This is a genomic window from Pseudomonas sp. HP_14 (assembly GCF_055283875.1).
The window spans coordinates 157,443-181,313 of record NZ_JBTOQI010000003.1 but is presented as its reverse complement, the minus strand read 5'-3'; the positions used below and the strand labels follow the sequence as shown (position 1 = coordinate 181,313).

Below are 23,871 nucleotides of genomic sequence, written 5' to 3'. Positions count from 1 at the left end.
GCGACAGCAGCACGTCAGACCTGTATCGACTCACTGACAGGTACACGACCATGGACAAGATGATCACTGCGGATCAACTGGCTACCACTGACCTTAGAACAATCAACGAAATCTGGCTGAATGGATCCACTGAACTGTGTTTATGGCGCGCCGAAAAGGTGTTCACCCACGACATGCTCAGCGAAGGCACTCACGATCAGAACAGCAGCCGCCTGGTGGTAAAAATGGGCGACATCGGGGATCCGACAACCGTGTTCGACATTGAGGCTACGGTCCGGGAGTTACTGCAGAAACTGAATATGGAAGGCCAGTTTTATCCGGCTGAGCAGGCGGACACGCGTGGGTAACAGGGCTGCGTTGATCAGTTGAAATCCGCCCCCCACTGTGGGAGCCGGACTTGCCCGCGATAAGGCCAGCCCAATAAAGCAGGCATACCGCGTGATCGTTTATCGCGAGCAAGCTCGGCTCCTACAGAGGTTGTGGCGATGCTCATAGGCCTGTCTGGATCACCGCGATCCTGTGGGAGCCGGGCTTGCCCGCGATAAGGCCAGTCCAATAAAGCAGGCATATCGCGTGATCGTTCATCGCGAGCAAGCTCGGCTCCTACAGAGGTTGTGGCGATGCTCATAGGCCTGTCTGGATCACCGCGATCCTGTGGGAGCCGGGCTTGCCCGCGATAAGGCCAGCCCAATAAAGCAGGCATACCGCGTTATCGTTTATCGCGAGCAAGCTCGGCTCCTACAGAGGTTGTGGCGATGCTCATAGGCCTGTCTGGATCACCGCGATCCTTTGGGAGCCGGGCTTGCCCGCGATAAGGCCAGCCCAATAAAGCAGGCATACCGCGTGATCGTTCATCGCGAGCAAGCTCGGCTCCTACAGAGGTTGTGGCGATGCTCATAGGCCTGTCTGGCTCTAGCAGCGGGAATGTATTTCAATCAAGTATTTATCGCCCCTCAACACCCAACTGCTTCCACATCTTTTTGGTGATCCGCTGGCGGTTGGCGTAGCCCTTCCACGGATCAGCCTTGAGCTTGCGCAGACGCTGTTGCAGATTACCGACGTTCCATTGCTGCGCTGACTTCAGGCTTTCCAGCTCCTCGCGGGCAACGGGCACCGACACCGGCAAACCCGGTCTGGCGCGCACCGAATAAGCCGTCACGGTGCTGGCTCCGCGGCTGTTGCGCAGATAATCAATGAAGATTTTCCCGACCCGGTTTTTCGGACCCATCGTCGCAGTGAACCGCTCGGGCAGTTGTCGCGCGATAAACTCGGCGATGGCCTTGGCGAAGGCTTTCACCGATTCCCAATCCGCCTGACGCTGTAACGGCACGATGATGTGCATGCCCTTCCCGCCGCTGGTCTTGATAAAGGCGTCCAGGCCCAACTCATCCAGCACTGCCAGAGTCATTTGGGTCGCCTCGATCATACTGCGCCAAGGCAGCGCGTCATCCGGGTCAAGATCAAGTACAAAATGGTCAGGCGTCTCGATACGGTCACTGGTCGCCCCCCAGGTGTGCAGTTCGATAGTGCCCATTTGCGCGGCCCCCACCAGCGCTTGCACGGTATCGATTTCCATCAGACGCGCATGCCCAGGGTCCAGCTCGGGCTCAAGCTGCTTGATATTGGGAATGGCCAGCTTTTCAGAATGCTTTTGAAAGAACTGCTCACCGGCGACGCCCTCCGGGCAACGCAGCAAGGACACCGGGCGATTTTTCAGATACGGCAGGATCCAGTCGGCAATCGCTTCGTAATAATGCGCAAGGTCGGCTTTCTGCGTACCACTGTCAGTGTCGATCACGCGGTCTGGGTGGCTGATACTGACGTCGGCAATGATCATTCGGCCCTTGTTGGGAACGGCAGCTTTGCCGGTCTTTTCGGTATTTACTGGGCTGGATCGAGATGCTTTTTTAAGGTTTTTGGCCGCCTGCGGGTATTCATGAACCACCTGGCTTGCGGGCTTGTCACTGCGCAGTGCGATAAAGGCCGCCTGCCGAATAATGCCTTCACGGGTCCATTCAGCAAACTCCGCTTCGCAGACCAACTCCGGCTCAATCCAGTGAACGCCACGTCCTTGAGCGCTGGTGAGTTTTTTATCCAGCGGCGATGAATCGCGCTGCATTTTTTTCACGCGTTCACTTATCTGTTTGAGTGTCCGCTCGGAGAAACCGGTACCAACACGCCCTGCGTACATTAGCCCCGAGTCCTCCTCATCCCCATTAACCGCCAGCAGCAAAGCCCCAAAGCCGCTGCGCGAGCCTTGCGGCTGGGTATAGCCGACGATCACAAACTCCTGACGCAAGCGACACTTGAGTTTGATCCAGTCCGGGTTGCGCTTGCTGAGATAGAGGCTTCCGGCCCGTTTGCCAATAACCCCTTCGAGGCCCATGGCACTGGCACTTTCAACAATGTCCTGATGCCGGGACATGAACGCATCCGAGAAACGCAGCAACTTGCTGCGGCTCTTGGCGAGGAGTTTTTTCAGCGCGGTGCGGCGCTCCTCCAGTGGAGTTTCACGCAGATCTCGCCCCTCAATGAAAGGCGCATCGAACAGGAAATAAACCACCTCTTTGCTGCGGCCGATTTCAAACGCGTTCTGTAACGCCTGAAAGTCCGGCAAACCGTCTTCATTGAGCATGACCATCTCGCCATCCAGCCAGCTGTCCTTGAGGCCCATTACCTGCAGTGCTTTGGCCTGCAGCGGGAGACGGTCGGTCCAGTCATGGCCGTTGCGGCTGAATAGCCGCACCTCGCCGTCGAGAATACGGGTCATGATCCGGTAGCCGTCGAATTTGATTTCGTAAAGCCAGTCGCCACTGGGGGGCGCGTCAACCAGCGTGGCCAGTTGCGGGGCGAGCGTTTCAGGCACGACGCTTGCGGCTTGGCTGGCCTTTGTAGGCTTGGTCTTCGCAGATTTGGCTTTAGGCGCCGTCGCCTTAGCCGGGGCTGCTTTGTTATCCGTCGCGGGTTTGCCCACCAACTTCCCGCTGATCACACTCTGCGGTTGATCGACGACGATGTCGTAATCAGCGCCGGGTCTGGCAATCTCATCTTTTTCCTTGATCAGCAACCACTGCTCCTTGTCGCCACTGCCCTTGAGACGCGTGCGAACCAACGCCCATTCACCGGTGAGTTTCTCCCCAACGAGGGTGAACTTGAGTTTGCCGTCCTTGTAGGTTTTCTGCGGATCACCATGAGGCTGCCAGATGCCGCGATCCCAGACAATCACATCCCCCGCGCCGTACTGGCCTTCAGGAATACTGCCTTCAAAGCCGGCGTAGCCCAGTGGATGATCTTCGACATGGACCGCAAGACGTTTATGAGACGGGTCCAGACTGGGCCCTTTGGGTACCGCCCAGCTCTTGAGCGTTCCGTCCAGCTCAAGGCGAAAGTCGTAATGCAGGTTTCGCGCGTCGTGCTTGTGAATCACGAAACTCAAAGCGTGCGCCTTACCCTTGGCCTTTTTCGGCGCTTCTGCCGGTTCGCTGGTGATATCGAAATTACGTTTGCGAGCATATTCACTAAGCGGCTTGGCCATAATTGATCCTCTACGGCGTCAGGCAATACTCCTCAGGATGCCTTCGTGGTTTTCTTTCGCGCAGGTGCACGACGTTTGGCCGGGGCTTTTTCTGCAGGCTCGGCTTTGCTGGCAGCAGGTTTCGCCGGTTTTTTGCTGACTGACCCTTTGCCCGCCAGACTGCGTTTAAGCAACTCGGTAAGGTCAATGACATCGGCACTTTTACGCTCGGTGTCTTCAGTCTCCGTCTCGACATTCTCAAGCTTGCCTTCACGGGCTTTGGTTTCCACCAGTTCCATGATTTGATCCTGGAAGGTGTCGCGGTAATCTTCCGGCGTCCAGTCGGCGCTCATGTCTTCAACCAGGCGCTTGGCCATGGTCAGCTCGCTTTTGTTGAGTTTCACATCGGTCACTGCATCCGTCAGTTCCAGTGTGTCCAGACCGCGAACCTCCGAAGGCCAGCGCAACAGGACCAGCACCATCGCCGATTCCAGCGGCATGACGGCCGCCAGATGCTGACGGGTGTGCAGGACCACATTGGCGAGCGCGACTTTTTTGGTTTGCACGAGGGTTTCGCGCAGCAAGGCATAGACCTTCTCACCGCGCTTGTCGGGCGCCAGGTAATAAGGTGTCTCGATGTTCTGCAGAGGGATCTGATCACCGGCAACGAAACCGAAAATCTCGATGGTCTGGGTAGACTTTGGGTGTGCAGCGCGAATATCTTCTTCGCTAAGGACCGCATAGCGGCCCTTTTCGTACTGCACCCCTTTGACGATATTTTCCTTGGTCATCTCTTTGCCGGTGACCTTGTTGATGCGCTTGTAACCCACGGGATCCATGCTGCGCTTGTCCAGCCAGTCAAAATCCACCCCTTGTGAAGAGGTCGCTGAAACCAGCGCGACAGGGATATGCACCAGCCCGAAACTGATCGCGCCCTTCCAGATTGCCCTAGCCATCGCCCGATTCCCTTTATGAGGTGTTTAAAAGTGACCGGGGCGATACGGCAAAAGTTTCGAAGGGAGTGACGGGGTGTTGCTGAGTACGAAAAAACCCGCTTCGGCGGGTTTTTTCAATGTCGTCAGCTATGACCCTATGCAATGCGAGGGACAAATGCTCCAGGATCGACATGGAACCGCGCTGCAAGCCTGGCGACCATCTCGATGGTTAATCGACGCTGCCCGCTGAGAATACGCGACACCACGCTTTTATCGCCAATCTCAGGAAGGTCTGCACCGGTTAACTGGTTCTGCAGCATCAATGCCTTGAGTAGGTCCACTTCCGTCAACCCGGCTATACGCGCATTGAATGCCGAAAACTGTGGCGCATTGCTTTCATAACGTTCAACGATGTCACAGAGCATCTCGAGTAAATTGCTTTCGACTGACGTCAGTTCCTGGGCGTCGGTGAGTTCATCGATGACTTTCAATGCCTGCTGATAATCTTCGGGCGAATCAATGTGATGCATGAAATGCGCGCCCAGACGATCCATGTCCAGGCGGAGTGTTTCCATGCGCTGCGCCAGTTCGCGAATGGCTGCGTTGTCTACAGTTCGTTCAGCTGATGCAGGACTCATGGTCGGATCCCCGTTCTCTGCTTCTGGTAGCACTTATTGGCCTTGGTGTATTCGGAATGGGTGTAGATATGCTTCACGAAAACCAGCTGTTTATTAAATTCAATCGCTGCGATAAGACGCAGATTGTTACCGCCAATATCAATGACGTACCAGCCGTTTCTATGGGTGAAGCGATCAAGTGTGTTGAAGGTGCCCTGGAGCTCGCTGGGGGTGTCGGCAATTGACCGACTCAGCAACCTGTAGGTCGCATCGAGATTGGAGGCATCATTGGGATACCGCCTGGCAGCGTCATCAAATGCGATTTTCTTGAAAACCCTCATCCATCATCCCTGTTGAATTTTTGGCAACCCTAGATACTCGTTGCCAAACTGTCAACCGCCTCTAATGTTTATGGTCCTCACACATTAAAAAACCGCGTGCCAGCAAATCGCATATTCAATAAAGATATAAAAATATGGATATCCGTTCTTTTGAGGAATAAACCCAAAGCTTTATAACAGGGACCTATTGCTGGCTGAGCAACAGTCAATCAACACATCAGCGCCGCTTGCGGCTCAAGGGCTTTGTCATGGATGTTTTCTGGTTTCTTCCGACTCACGGCGACGGTCATTTCCTGGGCACGACCAAAGGTGCGCGCCCGGTAACCCTGAACTACCTCAAGCAGGTCGCTCAGGCAGCAGACGATCTGGGCTACCACGGCGTATTGATCCCCACAGGCCGTTCCTGCGAAGACTCCTGGGTGATCGCCTCTGCACTGGTCCCCCTGACCGAGAAATTGAAGTATCTGGTGGCGATCCGTCCCGGCATCATTTCGCCCACAGTCTCGGCGCGGATGGCTGCGACCCTGGACCGCTTGTCTGGCGGACGTCTGTTGATCAACGTGGTGACCGGCGGCGATCCGGATGAAAACCGCGGTGATGGCAGCTTCCTTGACCACAGCGAACGCTACGAAGTCAGCGATGAATTCCTGCAGATCTGGCGTCGTGTGCTGCAAGGCGAAGCTGTGGATTTCGAAGGCAAGCACCTGCGCGTGCAAAACGCCAAAGCACTTTATCCGCCGATTCAGAAGCCCTATCCGCCGCTTTACTTTGGTGGATCATCAGAAGCCGCCCATGAACTGGCTGCCGATCAGGTGGATGTTTATCTGACGTGGGGCGAGCCACCAGCCGCGGTTGCGGAAAAACTCGCCGATGTCCGCGAGCGCGCAGCCCGCAAGGGCCGCACGGTGAAGTTCGGCATTCGTTTGCACGTGATTGTTCGTGAGACCAGCGAAGAGGCATGGAAAGCAGCCAGTACGCTCATTGAGCACATCAGCGACGAGACAATCGCTGCGGCACAGAAATCCTTCTCGCGCTTTGACTCCGAAGGTCAGCGTCGGATGGCGGCCTTGCACGATGGCCGTCGGGATAACCTGGAAATCGCGCCAAACCTGTGGGCGGGCGTGGGCCTGGTTCGCGGTGGCGCCGGTACCGCACTGGTCGGTAACCCGCAGGAAGTTGCGGCACGCATCAAGGAATACGCCGATCTGGGCATCGAGAGTTTTATTTTCTCCGGCTACCCGCATCTGGAAGAAGCCTACCGTTTCGCCGAGTTGGTTTTCCCGTTGCTGCCCGAGCCGTATCGCAGCCTGGCCGGACGTGGCATCACCAACCTGACCGGGCCGTTCGGGGAAATGATTGCCAACGATTTGCCGCCGCAGAAATAGGTAGTACGCGAGAACTGACATCGCGCTATCGGATAGCGAAAGGACCTGTGGGACTGGATTCATCCGGGAAGGCGGAATATTTGTCGACGAATCTCCAGCGGATGTTCGGGCCTCTTCGCGATGATTTCGCTCCCACGGGATCGCGTTTACCTGGCTGGCAACGCGCTGGCTTGCCTCATACAAGAAGTGATCACCATGCAGCTACTGACCTTACCGCCAAACCCCGCACTGGCGACTTCAATCCGCGCCACAGCCCAGGTGTTCGAAGACCCGAAATCAAAAGCGTTGCTGGCTCACCTCAAGCAGGTGGCACCCAGCGATGCCAGCGTGCTGATCATTGGCGAAACCGGTACCGGCAAAGAGTTGGTTGCGCGGCATATCCATAGCCTGAGCGAACGTCGTAATCAGCCGTTCGTTGCCGTCAATTGCGGCGCATTCGCTGAATCGCTGGTAGAAGCCGAGCTGTTCGGCCACGAAAAAGGAGCGTTTACCGGTGCCTTGAATGCCAAGGCTGGATGGTTCGAAGAAGCTAATGGCGGCACTCTGTTCCTTGATGAAATCGGCGATTTGCCGATGCCCATCCAGGTCAAACTGCTACGCGTGCTGCAAGAGCGCGAAGTCGTCAGGCTGGGTTCACGCAAAAGCATCCCCATCAACGTCAGGGTGCTCGCAGCGACCAACGTGCAACTTGAAAAGGCGATCAATGCCGGACATTTCCGCGAGGATCTGTATTACAGACTGGATGTGGTCAACATCGAGCTGCAGCCGTTGCGCGAACGCCCCGGCGATATCCTGCCGCTAGTCAGACACTTCATCGACGCCTACAGCCTGCGCCTGGGCTATGGACCGATCCGCATTACCGCCGACGCCGAGCGAAAATTGCAGAGCTACAGCTGGCCGGGGAATATTCGCGAGCTGGAAAATGTCATTCATCACACGCTGCTGATCTGCCGTGACGGGCTGATTCAACGCGATGACCTGCGCCTGTCGAATCTGCGTATCGAGCGCCAGGACGATCAACCTGCGCATGACGAATCTGTCGACGCGTTACTGGAGCGTGCCTTCCATAAACTGTTCGAGGAGCAGGCTGGCGCGCTGCATGAAAAAGTCGAAGACGCGTTGCTGCGGGCGGCTTACCGTTTCAGTCACTGCAACCAGGTTCACACCGCGGCCCTGCTGGGCCTGACCCGCAACGTTACCCGAACACGGCTGATCAAGATCGGTGAACTGGCGGTGAACAAGCGCCGAGCAGGAGAAAACCTGCAAGGTGACCGGGTCATGCAGGTTTCGGTTTGATGCGTAATCATCTCCTTAGCACCTTGGACTGATCGTCCGCGTCACCAGAGAAGTGTTGAAGATCACAGCACTGACCTGGTGCCTGCGCAGCATTGTCATAAAGTCTTGCGGCCTGGTTTCTACATTGAGTAAAGCCTCTTCGCTGGCTTGCCGTGATTGCCAAAGCGTCTGGCCAAACACGCGGCAGCCGTCACTGCTGGCCTGAACAGTGGCACTGATAAAACCTGGGTAAGTGCAGGTATAACGCTCGGCTTGCTCGGTCAGGGCCGTTATCAGACCGGCCTGTTGAGCGGGACTTACGATGAACTCAATAAGCTGGTTAATGCGAAGACTCTCTTCTGCTGACTGCATGACTGCCTCCCGTCAAAAAAATATAACCACCTGATTTTTAAGTGCTTTTTACTGCAGGATTGGGCTTGCTCGCGATAGCGTCGGGGCAGGCGATAATTTCTCAACCGATCTACCGCTATCGCGAGCAAGCTCACCCCTACAGAACCTCGTATTGGCTGTGCAACAGCACCGTGTCAGACACGATGCCCAGTCCAGCAGGATGAACTTGTTCGCGAGACGCATGACATGGTTCATCAGGCAGATCGTCTCGCCAACAAGTTGGCTCCTGCAGGGGATTGTGTTTGCTGTGGGACTACGGGGTGTTGCCAACCGAAGCCACGAAGGGTAAAACCTCTACTTAACTAGAGGTCAAGCAGTCGCTTATGACAACCAGCAAAAAATCCGGCTCTGCCAGTAAACAACTAACCGTCGGCCAGTTAGCGGCACGTAGCGGTGTCGCCGTCACGGCTCTGCATTTTTATGAAACCAAAGGTTTGATCAGCAGCCAGCGCAATGCGGGCAATCAACGTCGTTATCACAGGGAAATGCTCCGTCGGGTGGCGCTGATCAAAGTCGCCCAGCGGTTAGGCATCCCGCTGGCCAGCATCCATGCCGCGCTGCAGACTCTTCCCGAAAAACGCACGCCCACCGCCGCTGACTGGAACAAGCTGTCAGCCCAATGGAAAACCGAACTCGACGAACGCATCGCCCGCCTGACTGACCTGCGCGACCAGCTCACCGGTTGCATTGGCTGCGGGTGCCTCTCGATGCAAGCCTGCCCGTTGCGCAACTGGGGGGACAAGTTGGGCGAGCAAGGCAATGGGCCGGTTTTACTGGATCAGGATTGAAGAGCTTCAGCGCTTGTACCGCGCCGACCTGACACCGCTCAAACAGACTTCCTCTGTTGGAGCGAGGCTTGCCCGCGAATCAGTCAGCACGGTATTTCAGAAACCAGCGTCATCGTTCTTCGCGGGCAAGCCTCGCTCCAACAGGGTCATGAAGTCTCATGTGGGAGCCGGGCTTGGCCGTCCCCGGACGATTTAGGCGACCAGATTTTAAGCCGAGCCGATTCCAGCCAATCGCACCGCCAACGTCTTGGCCTGCAGCGCCACATCGGTCACAGCCGTACTCTCCCACCATAACCCCCGCAATGGCGGGCCCATGGCAAACAGTCGTTCTGCAACCCGCCCCTGCGCGTCCAGCACCGCGCCGCCACGGTCAGCAGCAATCCCCAGAGCTAGCGGACCGGGCTGAATCAACCCGCGTGCCAGCAGCTGCCGTGGCAGCGGCCGATCCACACGTCGCCAGTCGTATTCGATGCCCGTGGAATTGATCAGCGCATCCCCCACGACCGTTGAAGAATCAGCCTGACCACGGCGCCGGATACGAATTTGCAACTGGCCTGTCGGCAAGACCTCAAACCCTTGCAGCGAAGCAGCCTGAATCTTCACCCGCCCTTCATCGATCAATTGCGCCAGCAACGCAGCGCTCAGCGGCGGCGATCGGTGGTGATGGCTTTCCCACCACGGCCTTACGTGACGGACAAACTGACGACGCTGGATATCCGTGGCCTGGTTCCATAACCGGCCAATGTTCGCCCGCACTGTATCCAGTGGCGCTTGCCAGTCGATCCCGCTTTGCAACGCCAGCGAGCATTGTTCACGCACTTTGCGCAGCAGTTGCCGGGGGCTGCGGATGGCCTGATCGGCTGCGAGAAAATCCGTCCAGGCGGGAGGCTGTCGCCGCACATGGGGCAGCAATCCATGCCGGGAAAATATCTCGACAGGCCCGCGATGCCCCGATTGGTGCAGCGAGACCACGGCATCCACCATGGTCAGGCCGGAGCCAATAATCAGCACCCTGGCCTGCGGGTCGAGTTGCTGCATGGTCCTGACATCCCACGGATCGACAGCCGCAGCATTCAGCCCGCTGGACTCTCGTTGCGGGGTGCGGGCGGCTGCGTACATGCCCGTAGCCAACACCGCGACATGCCCGCGCAAGGACTGCCCGTCTGCCAGCCTCAAGCTGACGTCCCGCTCATTCACTTCCAGATCGACCACTTCACCGCGCACATGCTCGACACTTGAACCGTGACGTGTGCCCGCCACTCGTGCCTCAGCCAGACGCTGCTGCACATACAAGCCAAAGATTCCCCGAGGCGGAAACAGCTCAGCCACCGGCACATCCTGCTCGCGGGACTCAGGCCAGCCACCGTCAGCAATAAATTGCGTCAGCCATTGAGTCAAGTCATCGGCATTATCCGGGTCGACACTCATGCGTGCCGCGTTGCCATTCAGGGTATGCCCCAACTCCGTGGCGCTATAAGCCTCACCCCGGCCCAGTTCGTGACGCGTTTCGATAATCGAAATACGTCGACTGCCCGGCAGGCGCAGTAACTGGACGGCAAGCATGCTGCCGCTCAAGCCACCGCCAATGATCAGAATCTCAACAGGTTGTTTGTCAGCGAAGCTCATGGATCCGTGTCGCCCTTCGAAAATGCCGCACTTGGGTCAATATCAACAGACAGACAATGCACAGCCCGTGCCCGCCGCCAGCTCCCCGTATTTACGGAAGATCAGCCTCGCGGCCGACGCTGGGAAATCGCAACAGGCAACACAGCTGTTGATTGACTGTTTCTCAGGCAACAGCTCATAACACCACGTTGCGCACAAAGCGCACCCTGACCTGACCGTCATTGCGATAACTGTGGGCCTGGTTGCTGGCAAACATGAAAAACTCGCCCGGCCCTACTGCTTGATTGTGTTCAAGCAGGCTGACCATTAGCTGGCCCTCAACAACATAAACCTGTTCGCTCCAGCCATCGGGATCGGCTTCAGACTGATAAGCCTCCCCCGGCTCCAGGCAAAACTCCCAGAGTTCCACCTCGCGCCTGGCGGTGGCCTTGGCCAACAGGATGGCCCGGCTACCGGGGATCGAACCCGCCCAGGCCACTTCGTTGATACGGCTGGGGTCACGGTGCTCAGGGGCCTGAATCAAATCGCTGAACGCCACATCCAACGCCTCCGCGACGCGATCCAGCGTCGCAAGGCTGACGTTTTTCTCGCCAGCCTCAATGGCCACCAGCATGCGGCGGCTGACCCCGGACTTCTCGGCCAGCGCGCTCTGACTCATATCCTGCCCCGTACGCAGCCGTCGAACGTTCTGGCTGACGTGCTGCAAGACGGGTGCACGTTGCGAATTATCGTTGCTCAATATTTTATTCTCTCGAAAGCATTGCGCAGTATACTGCCCAACTTTAAAGCTCAGGTCGATGTATCAAACAAGCCTGTCAACGCCAGTGAGAAGCATGAAGTCTACCTCCATCACGCCGCGCATCAGCAAAGCAGAAATCGTGCTGATCCTGATCACCCTGCTATGGGGCGGCACGTTTCTGATCGTACAGCACGCCATGACCGTCAGTGGCCCGATGTTTTTTGTGGGGCTGCGCTTTGCAGCTGCCGCGATCATCGTGGCGTTATTTTCATTAAACGTATTGCGCGGCCTGACCCTGCTTGAAGTAAAAGCAGGGGTCGCTATCGGCGCGGCGATCATGCTTGGCTATGGGTTGCAGACTATCGGTCTGCAAACCATTCCCAGCAGCCAGTCAGCTTTTATCACCGCGCTTTATGTACCTTTCGTACCGCTGTTGCAATGGTTAGTGCTGGGGCGTCGGCCGGGATTGATGCCCAGCGTAGGCATTGTGCTGGCATTTACTGGCCTGGTGCTTTTGTCCGGCCCCTCTGGCGCAACACTGCAATTCAGCCCGGGAGAAATTGCGACAATTATTTGCGCTATCGCCGTAGCCGCTGAGATCATCATGATCAGCGCTTACGGTGGCAAGGTTGATGTACGCCGTGTCACGGTCGTGCAACTGGCAACCGCCTCTCTGCTGTCGTTTCTGATGATCGTGCCGACTGGCGAAGTCTTGCCTGACTTCTCCTGGATGCTGATCATCAGCGCTGTGGGCCTGGGGGCGATGAGCGCGGTCATTCAGGTGGCGATGAATTGGGCACAGAAAACTGTTTCCCCCACCCGTGCCACTGTGATCTACGCCGGTGAGCCGGTGTGGGCCGGGATTTTCGGCCGTCTGGCCGGTGAGCGCCTGCCGGGTATCGCCCTGCTTGGCGCAGCCCTGATCGTTGCGGCCGTGATCGTCAGCGAAATGAAACGCCGAAATAAACCTGAGGAAGAGCAACAAGAGACCGCGCAGGTGTTTAAAGAAACAGATTGAACACCCGGCAAACCCGTCTATAAATAAAGCGAACTCAGCTTCTGCCTACAAGGTCTGTAGGATTCTGCGACACCTTGGCGTTTGGTGTTACACAGTCCAGCACGTATGATCCTTGACATTTCCCTGCAGATTAGAAGCCTATGTCCCTGATAGTTCTACTGCTTCTGCCTTTCATTGGCAGCTGTCTGGCGGCGCTTTTGCCGCATAACGCGCGTAACGCTGAATCCATTCTCGCCGGCCTTGTGGCCATTACCGGTGCGATTCAGGTTGCCTTGTGGTACCCGCAGATCGTCGACGGCGGGGTGATACGCGAAGAATATTTCTGGTTACCCAGCCTGGGATTGAATTTCGTCCTGCGTATGGACGGCTTCGCCTGGATGTTCTCGATGCTGGTCCTTGGCATTGGTACCCTGGTTTCCCTGTACGCCCGTTACTACATGTCACCGGATGATCCGGTACCGCGCTTTTTCGCGTTCTTCCTGGCCTTCATGGGCGCGATGCTCGGCCTGGTGATTTCCGGCAATCTCATTCAGATCGTATTTTTCTGGGAACTGACCAGCCTCTTCTCATTCCTGTTGATTGGTTACTGGCACCACCGGGCAGACGCGCGACGCGGTGCCTATATGGCATTGATGGTTACTGGCGCAGGCGGACTGGCTTTGCTGGTAGGCGTCATGCTGCTCGGCCACGTGGTCGGCAGTTATGATCTGGACCGAGTGCTGGCCTCCGGCGACGCCATTCGTGCCCACGCGCTGTATCCGGTGCTGCTCACGCTGATCCTGATTGGCGCGCTGAGCAAAAGTGCGCAGTTTCCGTTCCACTTCTGGTTACCCCACGCAATGGCCGCGCCGACGCCGGTCTCCGCTTACCTGCACTCGGCAACCATGGTCAAAGCCGGAGTATTTTTGCTGGCACGTTTCTGGCCCGCCCTTTCGGGGAGCGAGCAGTGGTTCTGGATAGTCAGCGGCGCTGGCGCGTGCACCTTGATCATTGGCGCCTACTCGGCAATTTTCCAGAATGACCTCAAAGGCCTGCTGGCGTATTCCACTATCAGCCATCTCGGGCTGATCACTCTGTTGCTGGGCCTTAACAGTCCTCTGGCGGCAGTTGCAGCGGTCTTCCATATCCTCAACCACGCCACGTTCAAAGCCTCGCTGTTCATGGCCGCAGGCATCATCGACCACGAAAGCGGTACGCGGGACATCCGCAAGCTGAGTGGCCTGATCACCCTGATTCCCTACACCGCCACGCTGGCGATGGTAGCCAGTGCCTCCATGGCAGGCGTACCGCTGCTGAACGGCTTCCTGTCCAAGGAAATGTTTTTCGCTGAAACGGTATTCGTCAGTTCCTCCGCCTGGGTGGAGATGGCCTTGCCGGTGATTGCAACCATCGCGGGGGCCTTCAGCGTCGCCTATTCACTACGCTTCACCGTGGATGTGTTCTTCGGCCCCAAAGCCACCGACCTGCCCCACACCCCCCATGAGCCACCCCGCTGGATGCGTGCGCCTGTAGAGTTTCTGGTAATCGCCTGCGTGATCGTCGGGATCTTCCCCGCTCAATCCGTAGCGCCATTACTGGCTGCCGCCGCAGAACCGGTGGTGGGCGGTACGCTGCCTGAGTACAGCCTGGCCATCTGGCACGGCTGGAACGCGCCGATGATCATGAGTCTGATCGCCATGGCTGGCGGCGTGCTCCTGTACCTGCTGCTGCGCAAGCCGTTCAAACAGAACCGATTCACCGGGCCGCCGCTCGTGCAACGCATGAACGGCAAGCGCTTCTTCGAGCGTTCGCTGGTGATCATGACCCGCTGGGCTCGGCGGTTCGAAAGCCGTATCAGCACACGCCGCCTGCAGCCTCAGCTGTTTCTGGTGGTACTTGCGGCGTTGATCGGTGGCTTTATCCCGATGTATTTCAGCGGTTTGACCTGGGGTGACCGACCGAAGATTCCCGGCTCAGGCGTCTTTGTCACGCTCTGGCTTATCGCGATTGCCTGTGCACTGGGCGCAGCCTGGCAAGGTAAATATCACCGTCTTGCAGCGGTCATCATGGTCAGCGTCTGCGGGCTGATGACCTGTGTCACCTTCGTCTGGTTCTCGGCTCCGGATCTGGCCCTGACCCAATTGGTAGTTGAAGTGGTCACGTCTGTGCTGATCCTGCTGGGCCTGCGCTGGCTGCCACGACGCAACGAAAACGTTGCACCGTCGGTCAGCAGCCGCGTCCGTGCACGGACACGTCGGGTTCGCGACCTGATTTTGTCGGTCCTGGTCGGCGGCGGCATGGCCTTGTTGTCTTACGCCATGTTGACCCGTGCAACGCCCAACACCATTTCCTCGTTTTACCTGAGCCGCGCCATTCCCGAGGGCGGCGGTAGTAACGTCGTCAACGTCATGCTGGTGGACTTCCGCGGCTTCGATACCTTCGGCGAAATTACCGTTCTGGCAGCGGTCGCGTTGACCGTATTTGCCTTGCTGCGGCGCTTCCGCCCCCCCAAGGAAAGTATTCCGCTACCTGCTCAGCAACGTTTGCTGGCGCCAGACGTGGCGACTGATCTGGTCAACCCGCGCAGTGCCAGTGATACCGCGCTAGGCTTCATGATGGTGCCAGCGGTGCTCGTACGCCTGCTGCTGCCGATTGCGGTATTGGTATCGATGTACCTGTTCATGAGAGGGCACAATCAGCCGGGCGGTGGTTTTGTCGCAGGGCTGGTGATGTCGGTGGCGTTCATCCTCCAATACATGGTCGCCGGTACACAGTGGGTCGAGGCGCAGATGAGCCTGCGTCCGTTACGCTGGATGGGCACCGGGCTGTTGTTCGCGATCTGCACCGGGCTGGGGTCGATGTTCTTCGGCTACCCGTTCATGACGACCCACACCGCGCATCTGGACCTGCCGTTGCTGGGCGACATCCACGTCGCCAGCGCGCTGTTTTTCGATGTCGGGGTCTACGCGGTCGTCGTCGGTTCGACCCTGCTGATTCTCACTGCACTGGCGCACCAATCGGTGCGTAGTCATCGTCCAACCTCATTGCCGAAACCTGTGCCAACCCCCATCGCCGATATCGTGGCTACACAAGGAGCGTCCTGATGGAAGAAGTCATCGCAGTTGCCATTGGTGTGCTGGCCGCCTCGGGCGTCTGGCTGATCCTGCGCCCGCGGACTTTTCAGGTCGTCATGGGCCTTTGCCTGCTGTCCTATGGCGTCAACCTGTTCATCTTCAGCATGGGCAGCCTGTTCATCGGGCGTGAGCCCATCATCAAGGATGGCGTGCCTCAGGACCTGCTGCATTACACCGACCCGCTGCCACAGGCACTGGTGCTCACTGCCATCGTGATCAGCTTCGCAATGACTGCTCTGTTCCTGGTGCTGTTGCTGGCGTCCAGAGGTTTGACCGGCACCGACCATGTAGACGGCCGGGAGCCCAAAGAATGACGTTGATGAATCAACTGATCGTTGCACCGATTCTGCTGCCCTTGCTGACTGCCGCGATCATGCTCTGGCTTGGCGAGAAGCACCACCCGCTCAAGGCACGTATCAATCTGTTTTCGAGCATGTTGGGCCTGGCCATTTCTGTAACCTTGTTCATGTGGGTACAGAAAACCGGCACCACAGGCTCCATTGGCGTCTATCTGCCCGGTAACTGGGAAGTGCCGTTCGGCATTGTGCTGGTAGTCGATCACCTGTCCGCAATGATGCTGGTACTGACCGGGATTGTCGGGGTTTGCGCCCTGCTCTTCGCCCTTGCGCGCTGGGATCGCGCAGGTGCCAGCTTCCACGCCCTGTTCCAGATTCAATTGATGGGCCTATACGGCGCGTTCCTCACCGCCGACCTGTTCAATCTCTTCGTGTTCTTTGAAGTCATGCTGGCGGCCTCCTACGGCTTGATGCTGCACGGCTCGGGCCGCGCCCGTGTCTCAGCAGGCCTGCACTACATCGCGATCAATCTGCTCGCCTCTTCGCTGTTCCTGATTGGCGCTGCATTGATCTATGGCGTCACCGGCACGCTGAACATGGCCGACCTGGCCATCAAGATCCCTCAGGTGCCAGAAGCCGATCTAGGGCTGCTGCACGCGGGTGCGGCGATTCTCGCGGTGGCGTTCCTGACCAAGGCAGGCATGTGGCCGCTGAACTTCTGGCTGGTGCCCGCCTACTCCTCCGCCAGCGCTCCCGTGGCGGCGATCTTCGCGATCATGACCAAAGTGGGCATTTACACACTGTTGCGGCTCTGGACCTTACTGTTTTCGGTGCAGGCGGGGCCTTCTGCATTCTTTGGCGGCGACTGGCTGATTTATGGCGGCATGGCGACGATCCTTACTGCAGCCGTTGCGATTATTGCCGCACAACGTCTTGAGCGCATGGCCGCACTGAGCATTCTCGTGTCGGCTGGAATTCTGCTGTCAGCCATTGGCTTCGCTCAACCCAGCCTGACCGCGGGTGCGCTGTTCTATATGGTCAGCTCGACCCTGGCACTGAGCGCGATGTTCCTGCTCGCTGAACTCATCGAACGCTCGCGCTCAGCCAATGAGCTGCCGCTGGAAGACGATGCCGATCAGCTGCCGCGCACCGTGGAGTCGTTGAACCCACCGCCTGGCACCAACCTTGATGACCAGCAAAAAGCCGTGGTCGGTCAGGTTATTCCAATGACCGTAGCCTTTATCGGTTTGAGTTTCATTGCGTGCGCTTTGCTAGTCATCGGCATGCCACCGCTTTCGGGGTTCATCGGTAAACTCACCCTGCTCAGCGCGCTGCTCAACCCTCTGGGGCTGGATGTCGCACAGGACGAGACAATCTCGAATCAAGGCTGGCTGCTAGTCAGCTTGCTGATTTTCTCTGGCCTTGCTTCGCTGTTGGCCTTTTCCCGGGTTGGCATTCAGCGCTTCTGGACACCTCAGGAGCGCCCGTCGCCACTGCTGCGCCGTTATGAGTGCCTGCCTATCGTGATCTTGCTGGGCTTGTGCATCACGCTGACCTTCCAGGCCGAACCGCTGCTGCGCTACACACAGGACACAGCAGCGGCGCTGCACGAGCCCAAGCAGTACATTCAATCGGTAATGGCCACGCGGCCGTTGCCAGGCCCCGTCAGCGATACCGGAATATCGGCGGTGCAGCCATGAAGCGCTACTTCCCTGCCCCGTGGTTTTCCCTGGCGCTGGCTATCCTGTGGCTGGTAATGAACTTGTCGATCAGCCCCGGCAATCTCATTCTCGCAGTGGTGCTGGGTTTCCTCGCGCCCTTGCTGATGTCCCCGCTTCGCCCGCTGCCGGTGAGCATCAAGCGGCCGGGCACTATCTTTAAGCTGTTTCTCTTGGTGGGACGCGATGTCATTGTCTCCAACCTCGCGGTCGGCTGGACCGTCTGGAATGCCCGTCGAAACCCACCACGCTCAGCCTTCGTAAAAGTCCCACTGGACCTGCATGACGCCAACGGGCTGGCCGCACTGGCCATGATCACCACTGTGGTCCCAGGGACAGTCTGGTCTGAACTCGCTCTGGATCGCAGTGTACTGCTCATGCATGTGTTCGATCTGGAGGATGAAGCGCAGTTTATCGAACACTTCAAAACCACTTACGAGCGCCCGTTGATGGAGATTTTCCAATGAGTGCCCTGCTCGGCAACGCCATTCTGGTGAGTTTGTTCATCTTTGCCCTGGCCATGGTCCTGACGCTCCTGCGCCTGTTCAAGGGCCCTTCGGCCCAGGACCGGGTGCTGGCGCTGGATTACCTGTACATCATTGCCATGTTGATGATGCTGGTGCTAGGCATTCGTTATGCCAGTGACACTTACTTCGAGGCCGCACTGCTGATTGCGCTGTTTGGCTTCGTCGGCTCGTTTGCCCTGGCCAAATTCCTGCTGCGTGGAGAAGTCATCGAATGAACTCGACAGTGGTATTGCCCTTCTGGGTCGAGATTCTTACCGCTCTGCTACTGATTGCCAGCAGCCTGTTCGCGCTGACCGGAGCAATGGGGTTGCTTCGCATGAAGGACTTCTTCCAGCGCATGCATCCCCCTGCGCTGGCTTCAACACTGGGCGCCTGGTGCGTAGCACTGGCCTCGATCGTGTACTTCTCGGCACTCAAATCAGAGCCGGTCATCCACGCCTGGCTGATCCCCGTGCTGCTGGCAATTACCGTTCCGGTCACCACCCTGCTGCTCGCCCGCACCGGCCTTTTTCGCAAGCGAATGGCAGGGGACGACGTGCCTCCGGAAGTCAGCAGCGGTGGTCGACACGGTGACTCCAGCGGCAGCTGAACAGCTGCCGGAGCTTTACTCGCTCGCTTTGAACGTCAGTTCGCCTTTACGCCACTTAGCGGCTTTGGTGGTTGCGGTCTTCAGCGTTTTGGTCAGACCACCCTGCAGCTGCTCATGGGCTGCAAAAACCATCATGACGCCCTGACCTTCCTTGAACACGATGCCGTGTCCTTCAGGGATATCGACATAGGCATACTCGCCCAGACCGTAGACCGTCATTTTGATTTCGCGGAACTTGATTTCCAACTTGCCGCCTTCGCGGCTGGGCAATACCGCTGCGCGAAAATGATCGCCGACTTTGAGTTCCAGACGAGGTTTGTCGTCAACCACCAATGCCGTCTCAGTATCGATTTCAGCAATGTAAATGCCTTCAGCCGACTGCTCACAGACATACACGAAACGGGACTGGAACTGTTTTACCAACTTCGCCCGCAGATCACCAAGCACGAACAGCGCGTGTGTCTCCAGATTGCTTACTGCCAAAGTTAAAACCCCCAACGTGGAAATGATTCCGCCCGGACATGCCCGGACGGTCAGAAAAAGCTACCGCTAGCTGTTTACAGCGCATCAGACGGGCAGTTCCCTTGCGTTCTCATGTGGCAATGGCAGCCACATTACACCGCCAACCCGAGGCGCGGGGTGCTTGTGCAGAGAACGTCGACGATACCGAAAGCGCAATCAGCGCCGGCAATGGAGTGATTCTACCGGGTGCTGACGCCTGCCGCCTATATCCGTTTTGTACATATCGGCATATGTAGTCAATTCAGACAACATGAGTCGCACGATATACCGTACGGACAACACCATTTCCTACTCTTGTCTTCTCGCCAGCTGACACTGGTCTCCCACTCCCCGCGACTAAATGCCGCCCGTGAGCGTCAACAAATGCCATACTCGGCCACATCAAGACATCTGGCCCGACATCTATGTGTCCAGTCAGAAGCGAGTCGTCATCCACGGGAAGGTAATAAGTGACTGAATTTGATATTGGCGAGTTTTTCATCTGGGGCGAATCCAGAGAAGTAGAAGGTGAGTTTCAAGCTGTGATTGTCATGCGTGCCAAGCAGGCTTCGAACGTTATCTCTTACCACCAGGTGGAAAAAGACCGCTGGTTCAAAACTGCAGACCTCGCGGCGACGGCAGCTCAAGAATCAGCCCAAGAGCTGAAAAACGCAGTCGATGCAGGCGCATTGAACGCCTAGCGCTATTAGTTCGAACTCTTGGGTCATGGAAGCGCTCAGATGCTTTACGCAGCATCAAGCGTGCAACCGTAGATCGGGTCAAGCCCGCCGAGGAGATGACATGGAACTGGATATACCTACGCTAGCCACCCTGTTTGAACAACTGGGACTGGATTCGGACCAGGAAAGCATCGACGCCTTTGTTGATGAGCATGGCCCACTGCCTGATGACGTAAAGGTGTCTGAAGCAGAGTTCTGGACACCTCAGCAAGGCAAGTTCCTCAAGGAAATATTGTTGCTGGATGACGATTGGGCTCCGATTGTGGATGAGCTGAACGCCCTGCTTCACACCGCTAAATAGCTTCCAGAACAGCAGCTCCGGGGATCCGGAGCCGCTGCACAAGCGAGGCTTTAATTCCTGTGACTAGCCTCGTCCCTCCTGATTTGGATAACGCACTCGACCACCGCTTTGGGGCGCATGCACGAAAAGCGCATCGTTGAACTTGTGACGGCTATCGATCAACGCATCCCAATGCGCAGAACGATGTATGTAGCGATGGCGCAACATTTGCTCCTCACTGGCATCAAGCGAATAAGCAGCCCCGCGCGCGTAAGCGATCAGCTTGTGTGCAATGCCTTGCAGCTCGGGAAGGATCATGAAATCCAGAGAAGCCGGAACCGGATTGAAGGGAACACCGTAATCGCAGGCCAGAGCATGCATGACACGCAGATGAACCCTGGCAAGATGTCCGAAAACCTGACGCTGCAAGCACACCGCGGCCATTACCGCTTTGCCTCCACCTTTGTTGTATCCGGCTTTGGTCAGCCGCTCCTTGCAGGTTATCGACAGCCCAGCCTCAGGGTCGCGGGGGTCGACCAATACAGCTTGATCCATACCTTTCATGTCTGCGTGCGCCTGCTGCCAGGCCTGAGTCGACTCCTTTGGAATGTCGCTACCAACGAAACTCCAGAGTGGACGTGTCAGCAGCACCCGCTCAAGCATTTGCGGATGATACCCCCCGCCAACATCCGAATGGGCACCCGGCAGCACAATTTCCATCGGCCAATCAGGCATGACGCTGTTAAGCGCAAAGTTACGCCTTTCTTCGTCGCGAGCCACCAGATGCAGTACCTGCTCGGCACAGCCAGGCGGTAGATAGAGGTTCACTTTGTCGTTACTTGCATCCGCCAGATTCCCCATATCCCGAATGCCGCCCACGGCGGCAACCGTGTCAAACAGCCCGATCATCTTTATTTTGATGCTACCGTTTTGCCAGGAAAAGCAAGGCGCCAACGGCACGCTACGACGCTTGAGCATCGGCTCCAGCGTACCTTTTTCCTGCTTGAGCACTTCGTTGGCAAAATGCCGGGCTGCGGCAGCCCCCCGACTGAAACCAAAAACATCCAGCTCCAGCCCGCTGATGGAGCAGCCGGGATTATGCTGCGAGAATGACGCCAAAAGCGCACCCAGCTTCTCCACACCTCGCTCCACTTTGGCAATAACGCCGGTCCTGCCGCGCCCAAAACTCTGACCTGGCCAAACCGAATCACGCCCGCCTGACAAGGTGCCTATACCACTTATATAAATCGGCCAATACACTTTCAAGCCGTCCCCTAGATTGCTCGCCACAGGACGACTGCTATAAAGGTCAGCCAACTTGGCAATGTTACTTAAATCATTACTGTAGCTACTGGCCGGATCACTGTGCCGTCCGCCGCATTCGGCAATATGTTTGCCCCCCGTGACTTCAGCCATTGATCGACAATCGGCGCCGATCTGGCTATTGCTTCGATTATTGCCCGTGCCGTCAAAGAACAGCCCGACACGCACCGTCACGCCTAATGTCGAGACACTGGACGCATCCTGCGCAGTTAATACATTCCTTGTATTTTTCATTCCCTATCCACCTGTTGGCGCAGCCAATACTCAAGCTGCGTTTAAATCAATTGAACAACTTGATATAAACAGCTTGCGCGCAGATAGAGCTTAGTCAACTCAGTTACATAACTTTCAGAAAAGCCCTACATCATTTAAGGCAGAAAACAATAAACCCTTACAATAATTCCTGAATCCGCATCCGATAGAGACTTCTTGTTCTTATCGGCCCGAGGACTTGGCTCTTCTTTATCAGGCACGCGTGGATCACACACCTTGCGGTTTGTATCCCAAACGCAGTCCACCCCAGTGACGGCCCTTGACCATGACCGGTACCGACAGATCATGCATCAGCTCGCCAGTGTCACGGGTGTAGGTCTGCAACAACACCGCCTGCTGGTGGCTGCCACAGCGGATGCCTGTGCGATCATCGAATTTGCGCTTACTGCGGCTGTGCACCGTGTCCACCAGTACATCACCGGTCATCGGCTGGCTGAAGGCCTTGTTATGAGTAGGCACGTAGCCCTGAGGCGTACAGGCGATGACAAATACCAGACCATCATGGCGGGCCAGTATGGGCTCCTGGATGCCAGGCAGAACCTGATCGGTGTACCGGTCGAAACGTGTTTGAAATTTCGCAGGCCGAGTATTGGGAACCGGTTGATAAGTGCGGTCGAACAAATCTTCCAGCGTGATCCGGTTTTCGTCGATATCAGCCTCGAACCTAGCCGCGATCTGACTCGCCCCCTCACGGGCCAGGTCATAGACACGCTGGTGATAATCATCCAGACCGACCTCAGCCAGCCTCTCACTGATAGTCTCGGCCTGCCCTTCCATCTGCACCGCTGCATCAGCCAGTTTTCGCGTCTGCTCGTCACTCACCGCCAGATCGCTACGCATCTGCTGCACCGCAACGAACAGGGCGGACAATTGCTGCTGATTGGTTTCTGCGCCCTGAGCAATCTCGCCCACCTGAGACTCGACTCCGGCGGCCAGCCGGGCGATGTTCTCCAGATGCTGCCCGGTGAGCTCGACCTGATCGACTCCGTCGTCCAGGTCAGATGACAACTGGCGAATCTGCTCAACGACCTGATCTGTACGCTGCTGAATATCGGCCACCATTTGCCCGACCTCCTCGGTCGCGCTCGCGGTTCGCCCGGCCAGCCCACGTACTTCATCAGCAACTACGGCGAACCCGCGGCCGTGCTCACCAGCCCGGGCCGCCTCAATGGCGGCGTTAAGCGCGAGCAGATTGGTCTGGCTGGCGATTGACTGAATAACCAGCGTAACGCGCTGAATGTCCTCACTGCGCTGGCTGAGTTCCTCGATCAACTGGCGGCTGCCCACCGCTCGCTTGCTGAGCGAGTGCATACGCGTAATGGAATCGCCCAGCACGCTTCGGCCAGCGTCGCTGCTCTGCCGGGTCTCAACGGACGCAGCAAGCGCCAACTGGCTGAGTTGAGCTGTCTGCTGTTCGGTCGCAATCATGACATCAGCGCTGGAAACAATCTTTTCCGCAGCGCCCAACTGTGACTGCAGCTTGCTGGCCAGTTGCTTGACAGAGAACGCAACGCCAGCGGCCGACAGCGCGTTATGACTGGTCGAGCGCGACAAATCACGAGTCAGACGGTTGATTTCAGCACGCGGGTCTTGCTCGACATCAGCCACAGAGACGCCGGAGAAAAAGCGCGGTAGCCAAATAAACACCAGGGCGAGAGGGACCGCCAGGTATACGGAAATCTCTACAAAACCCATGGCAATCAACAGGCATGCCAACGCAACACTCTGCAAGACAGGCACCCACCACGCAGATCGTGAGACGGCCTTCGCTTTCCCGGGCGGGATCTCACGCGTTGTAGTGACCACAGCTCCATTTGCGACCATGTGCGATACCCCGTCATGCTTATCATTATTTTGTTTGC

23 protein-coding genes are annotated in these 23,871 nt (G+C 57.2%); 13 read left to right on the top strand and 10 right to left on the bottom strand.

Annotated features, from left to right (window positions below; genetic code table 11):
• Positions 1-50: 50 nt before the first annotated feature.
• Positions 51-347, top strand: a complete 297-nt coding sequence (locus ACYASS_RS03995; RefSeq protein ID WP_463585174.1) for a hypothetical protein — start codon at positions 51-53, stop codon at positions 345-347.
• Positions 348-943: 596 nt separating this feature from the next.
• Here ACYASS_RS03995 and ligD read toward each other — a convergent pair.
• The 4 genes from ligD to ACYASS_RS03975 form a co-directional block, all read right to left on the bottom strand.
• On the bottom strand, positions 944-3,535 hold the full coding sequence (ligD, locus tag ACYASS_RS03990) for a DNA ligase D (protein ID WP_463585173.1): 2,592 nt from the start codon (positions 3,533-3,535) through the stop codon (positions 944-946).
• Positions 3,536-3,567: 32 nt separating this feature from the next.
• Positions 3,568-4,470 carry a non-homologous end joining protein Ku gene (gene ku / locus ACYASS_RS03985; RefSeq protein ID WP_463585172.1) on the bottom strand — a complete coding sequence of 301 codons (903 nt, stop codon included), beginning with the start codon at positions 4,468-4,470 and terminating at the stop codon, positions 3,568-3,570.
• A gap of 134 nt (positions 4,471-4,604) precedes the next feature.
• Positions 4,605-5,087, bottom strand: a complete 483-nt coding sequence (locus tag ACYASS_RS03980) for a helix-turn-helix domain-containing protein (RefSeq protein WP_463585171.1) — start codon at positions 5,085-5,087, stop codon at positions 4,605-4,607.
• Positions 5,084-5,407: a type II toxin-antitoxin system HigB family toxin gene (locus ACYASS_RS03975; RefSeq protein WP_463585170.1), complete on the bottom strand. Its 324-nt coding sequence runs from the start codon at positions 5,405-5,407 to the stop codon at positions 5,084-5,086. Before ACYASS_RS03975 ends, ACYASS_RS03980 begins: the two co-directional genes overlap by 4 nt.
• A gap of 248 nt (positions 5,408-5,655) precedes the next feature.
• Here ACYASS_RS03975 and ssuD point away from each other — a divergent pair, with 248 nt between their 5' ends.
• Together ssuD and ACYASS_RS03965 are read left to right on the top strand one after the other, a co-directional pair.
• A complete protein-coding gene (ssuD, locus tag ACYASS_RS03970; protein WP_087266249.1) occupies positions 5,656-6,792 on the top strand; it encodes an FMNH2-dependent alkanesulfonate monooxygenase in 1,137 nt (378 codons plus the stop codon).
• A 195-nt stretch (positions 6,793-6,987) separates the two neighbouring features.
• Entirely contained in the window at positions 6,988-8,088 is a 1,101-nt protein-coding gene (locus ACYASS_RS03965; protein ID WP_122666367.1) for a sigma-54 interaction domain-containing protein, read from the top strand.
• A 15-nt stretch (positions 8,089-8,103) separates the two neighbouring features.
• Here the strand turns inward: ACYASS_RS03965 and ACYASS_RS03960 are convergent, their stop codons facing one another.
• On the bottom strand, positions 8,104-8,439 hold the full coding sequence (locus ACYASS_RS03960) for an antibiotic biosynthesis monooxygenase (protein ID WP_463585169.1): 336 nt from the start codon (positions 8,437-8,439) through the stop codon (positions 8,104-8,106).
• Positions 8,440-8,801: 362 nt separating this feature from the next.
• On the opposite strand from ACYASS_RS03960, the gene soxR reads away from it, so the two are divergent.
• On the top strand, positions 8,802-9,266 hold the full coding sequence (soxR, locus tag ACYASS_RS03955) for a redox-sensitive transcriptional activator SoxR (protein ID WP_463585168.1): 465 nt from the start codon (positions 8,802-8,804) through the stop codon (positions 9,264-9,266).
• A 207-nt stretch (positions 9,267-9,473) separates the two neighbouring features.
• On the opposite strand, the gene ACYASS_RS03950 is transcribed toward soxR, so the two are convergent.
• Both ACYASS_RS03950 and ACYASS_RS03945 read right to left on the bottom strand, forming a co-directional pair.
• Positions 9,474-10,892 carry an FAD/NAD(P)-binding protein gene (locus ACYASS_RS03950; protein ID WP_463585167.1) on the bottom strand — a complete coding sequence of 473 codons (1,419 nt, stop codon included), beginning with the start codon at positions 10,890-10,892 and terminating at the stop codon, positions 9,474-9,476.
• Between the two features lie 175 nt (positions 10,893-11,067).
• Positions 11,068-11,631: a helix-turn-helix domain-containing protein gene (locus ACYASS_RS03945; RefSeq protein WP_463585166.1), complete on the bottom strand. Its 564-nt coding sequence runs from the start codon at positions 11,629-11,631 to the stop codon at positions 11,068-11,070.
• Between the two features lie 94 nt (positions 11,632-11,725).
• Here ACYASS_RS03945 and ACYASS_RS03940 point away from each other — a divergent pair, with 94 nt between their 5' ends.
• From ACYASS_RS03940 to ACYASS_RS03910, 7 genes are all read left to right on the top strand, one after another.
• Positions 11,726-12,649: a DMT family transporter gene (locus tag ACYASS_RS03940; RefSeq protein ID WP_463585165.1), complete on the top strand. Its 924-nt coding sequence runs from the start codon at positions 11,726-11,728 to the stop codon at positions 12,647-12,649.
• Between the two features lie 140 nt (positions 12,650-12,789).
• Positions 12,790-15,732: a monovalent cation/H+ antiporter subunit A gene (locus ACYASS_RS03935; RefSeq protein ID WP_463585164.1), complete on the top strand. Its 2,943-nt coding sequence runs from the start codon at positions 12,790-12,792 to the stop codon at positions 15,730-15,732.
• Positions 15,732-16,076, top strand: coding sequence for a Na+/H+ antiporter subunit C (locus ACYASS_RS03930; RefSeq protein ID WP_463585163.1), 345 nt, complete (start codon positions 15,732-15,734; stop codon positions 16,074-16,076). Before ACYASS_RS03935 ends, ACYASS_RS03930 begins: the two co-directional genes overlap by 1 nt.
• Entirely contained in the window at positions 16,073-17,758 is a 1,686-nt protein-coding gene (locus ACYASS_RS03925) for a monovalent cation/H+ antiporter subunit D (RefSeq protein ID WP_463585162.1), read from the top strand. Before ACYASS_RS03930 ends, ACYASS_RS03925 begins: the two co-directional genes overlap by 4 nt.
• Positions 17,755-18,243: a Na+/H+ antiporter subunit E gene (locus ACYASS_RS03920; protein ID WP_463585161.1), complete on the top strand. Its 489-nt coding sequence runs from the start codon at positions 17,755-17,757 to the stop codon at positions 18,241-18,243. Before ACYASS_RS03925 ends, ACYASS_RS03920 begins: the two co-directional genes overlap by 4 nt.
• Positions 18,240-18,518 carry a K+/H+ antiporter subunit F gene (locus tag ACYASS_RS03915; protein WP_122666357.1) on the top strand — a complete coding sequence of 93 codons (279 nt, stop codon included), beginning with the start codon at positions 18,240-18,242 and terminating at the stop codon, positions 18,516-18,518. Before ACYASS_RS03920 ends, ACYASS_RS03915 begins: the two co-directional genes overlap by 4 nt.
• Positions 18,515-18,892, top strand: coding sequence for a Na+/H+ antiporter subunit G (locus tag ACYASS_RS03910; RefSeq protein WP_463585160.1), 378 nt, complete (start codon positions 18,515-18,517; stop codon positions 18,890-18,892). Before ACYASS_RS03915 ends, ACYASS_RS03910 begins: the two co-directional genes overlap by 4 nt.
• Positions 18,893-18,907: 15 nt before the next feature.
• On the opposite strand, the gene ACYASS_RS03905 is transcribed toward ACYASS_RS03910, so the two are convergent.
• Positions 18,908-19,375 (bottom strand): hypothetical protein, encoded by a 468-nt coding sequence (locus tag ACYASS_RS03905; protein ID WP_243245818.1) that lies wholly within the window; start codon positions 19,373-19,375, stop codon positions 18,908-18,910.
• A gap of 488 nt (positions 19,376-19,863) precedes the next feature.
• Here ACYASS_RS03905 and ACYASS_RS03900 point away from each other — a divergent pair, with 488 nt between their 5' ends.
• Both ACYASS_RS03900 and ACYASS_RS03895 read left to right on the top strand, forming a co-directional pair.
• Entirely contained in the window at positions 19,864-20,094 is a 231-nt protein-coding gene (locus ACYASS_RS03900; RefSeq protein WP_243245820.1) for a hypothetical protein, read from the top strand.
• A gap of 100 nt (positions 20,095-20,194) precedes the next feature.
• Positions 20,195-20,434, top strand: a complete 240-nt coding sequence (locus tag ACYASS_RS03895; protein ID WP_463585159.1) for a DUF2789 family protein — start codon at positions 20,195-20,197, stop codon at positions 20,432-20,434.
• A 63-nt stretch (positions 20,435-20,497) separates the two neighbouring features.
• On the opposite strand, the gene ACYASS_RS03890 is transcribed toward ACYASS_RS03895, so the two are convergent.
• Entirely contained in the window at positions 20,498-21,970 is a 1,473-nt protein-coding gene (locus tag ACYASS_RS03890) for a T6SS phospholipase effector Tle1-like catalytic domain-containing protein (protein ID WP_463585158.1), read from the bottom strand.
• 246 nt (positions 21,971-22,216) lie between these two features.
• On the bottom strand, positions 22,217-23,833 hold the full coding sequence (locus ACYASS_RS03885) for a methyl-accepting chemotaxis protein (RefSeq protein ID WP_463585157.1): 1,617 nt from the start codon (positions 23,831-23,833) through the stop codon (positions 22,217-22,219).
• Between the last annotated feature and the right edge of the window lie 38 nt (positions 23,834-23,871).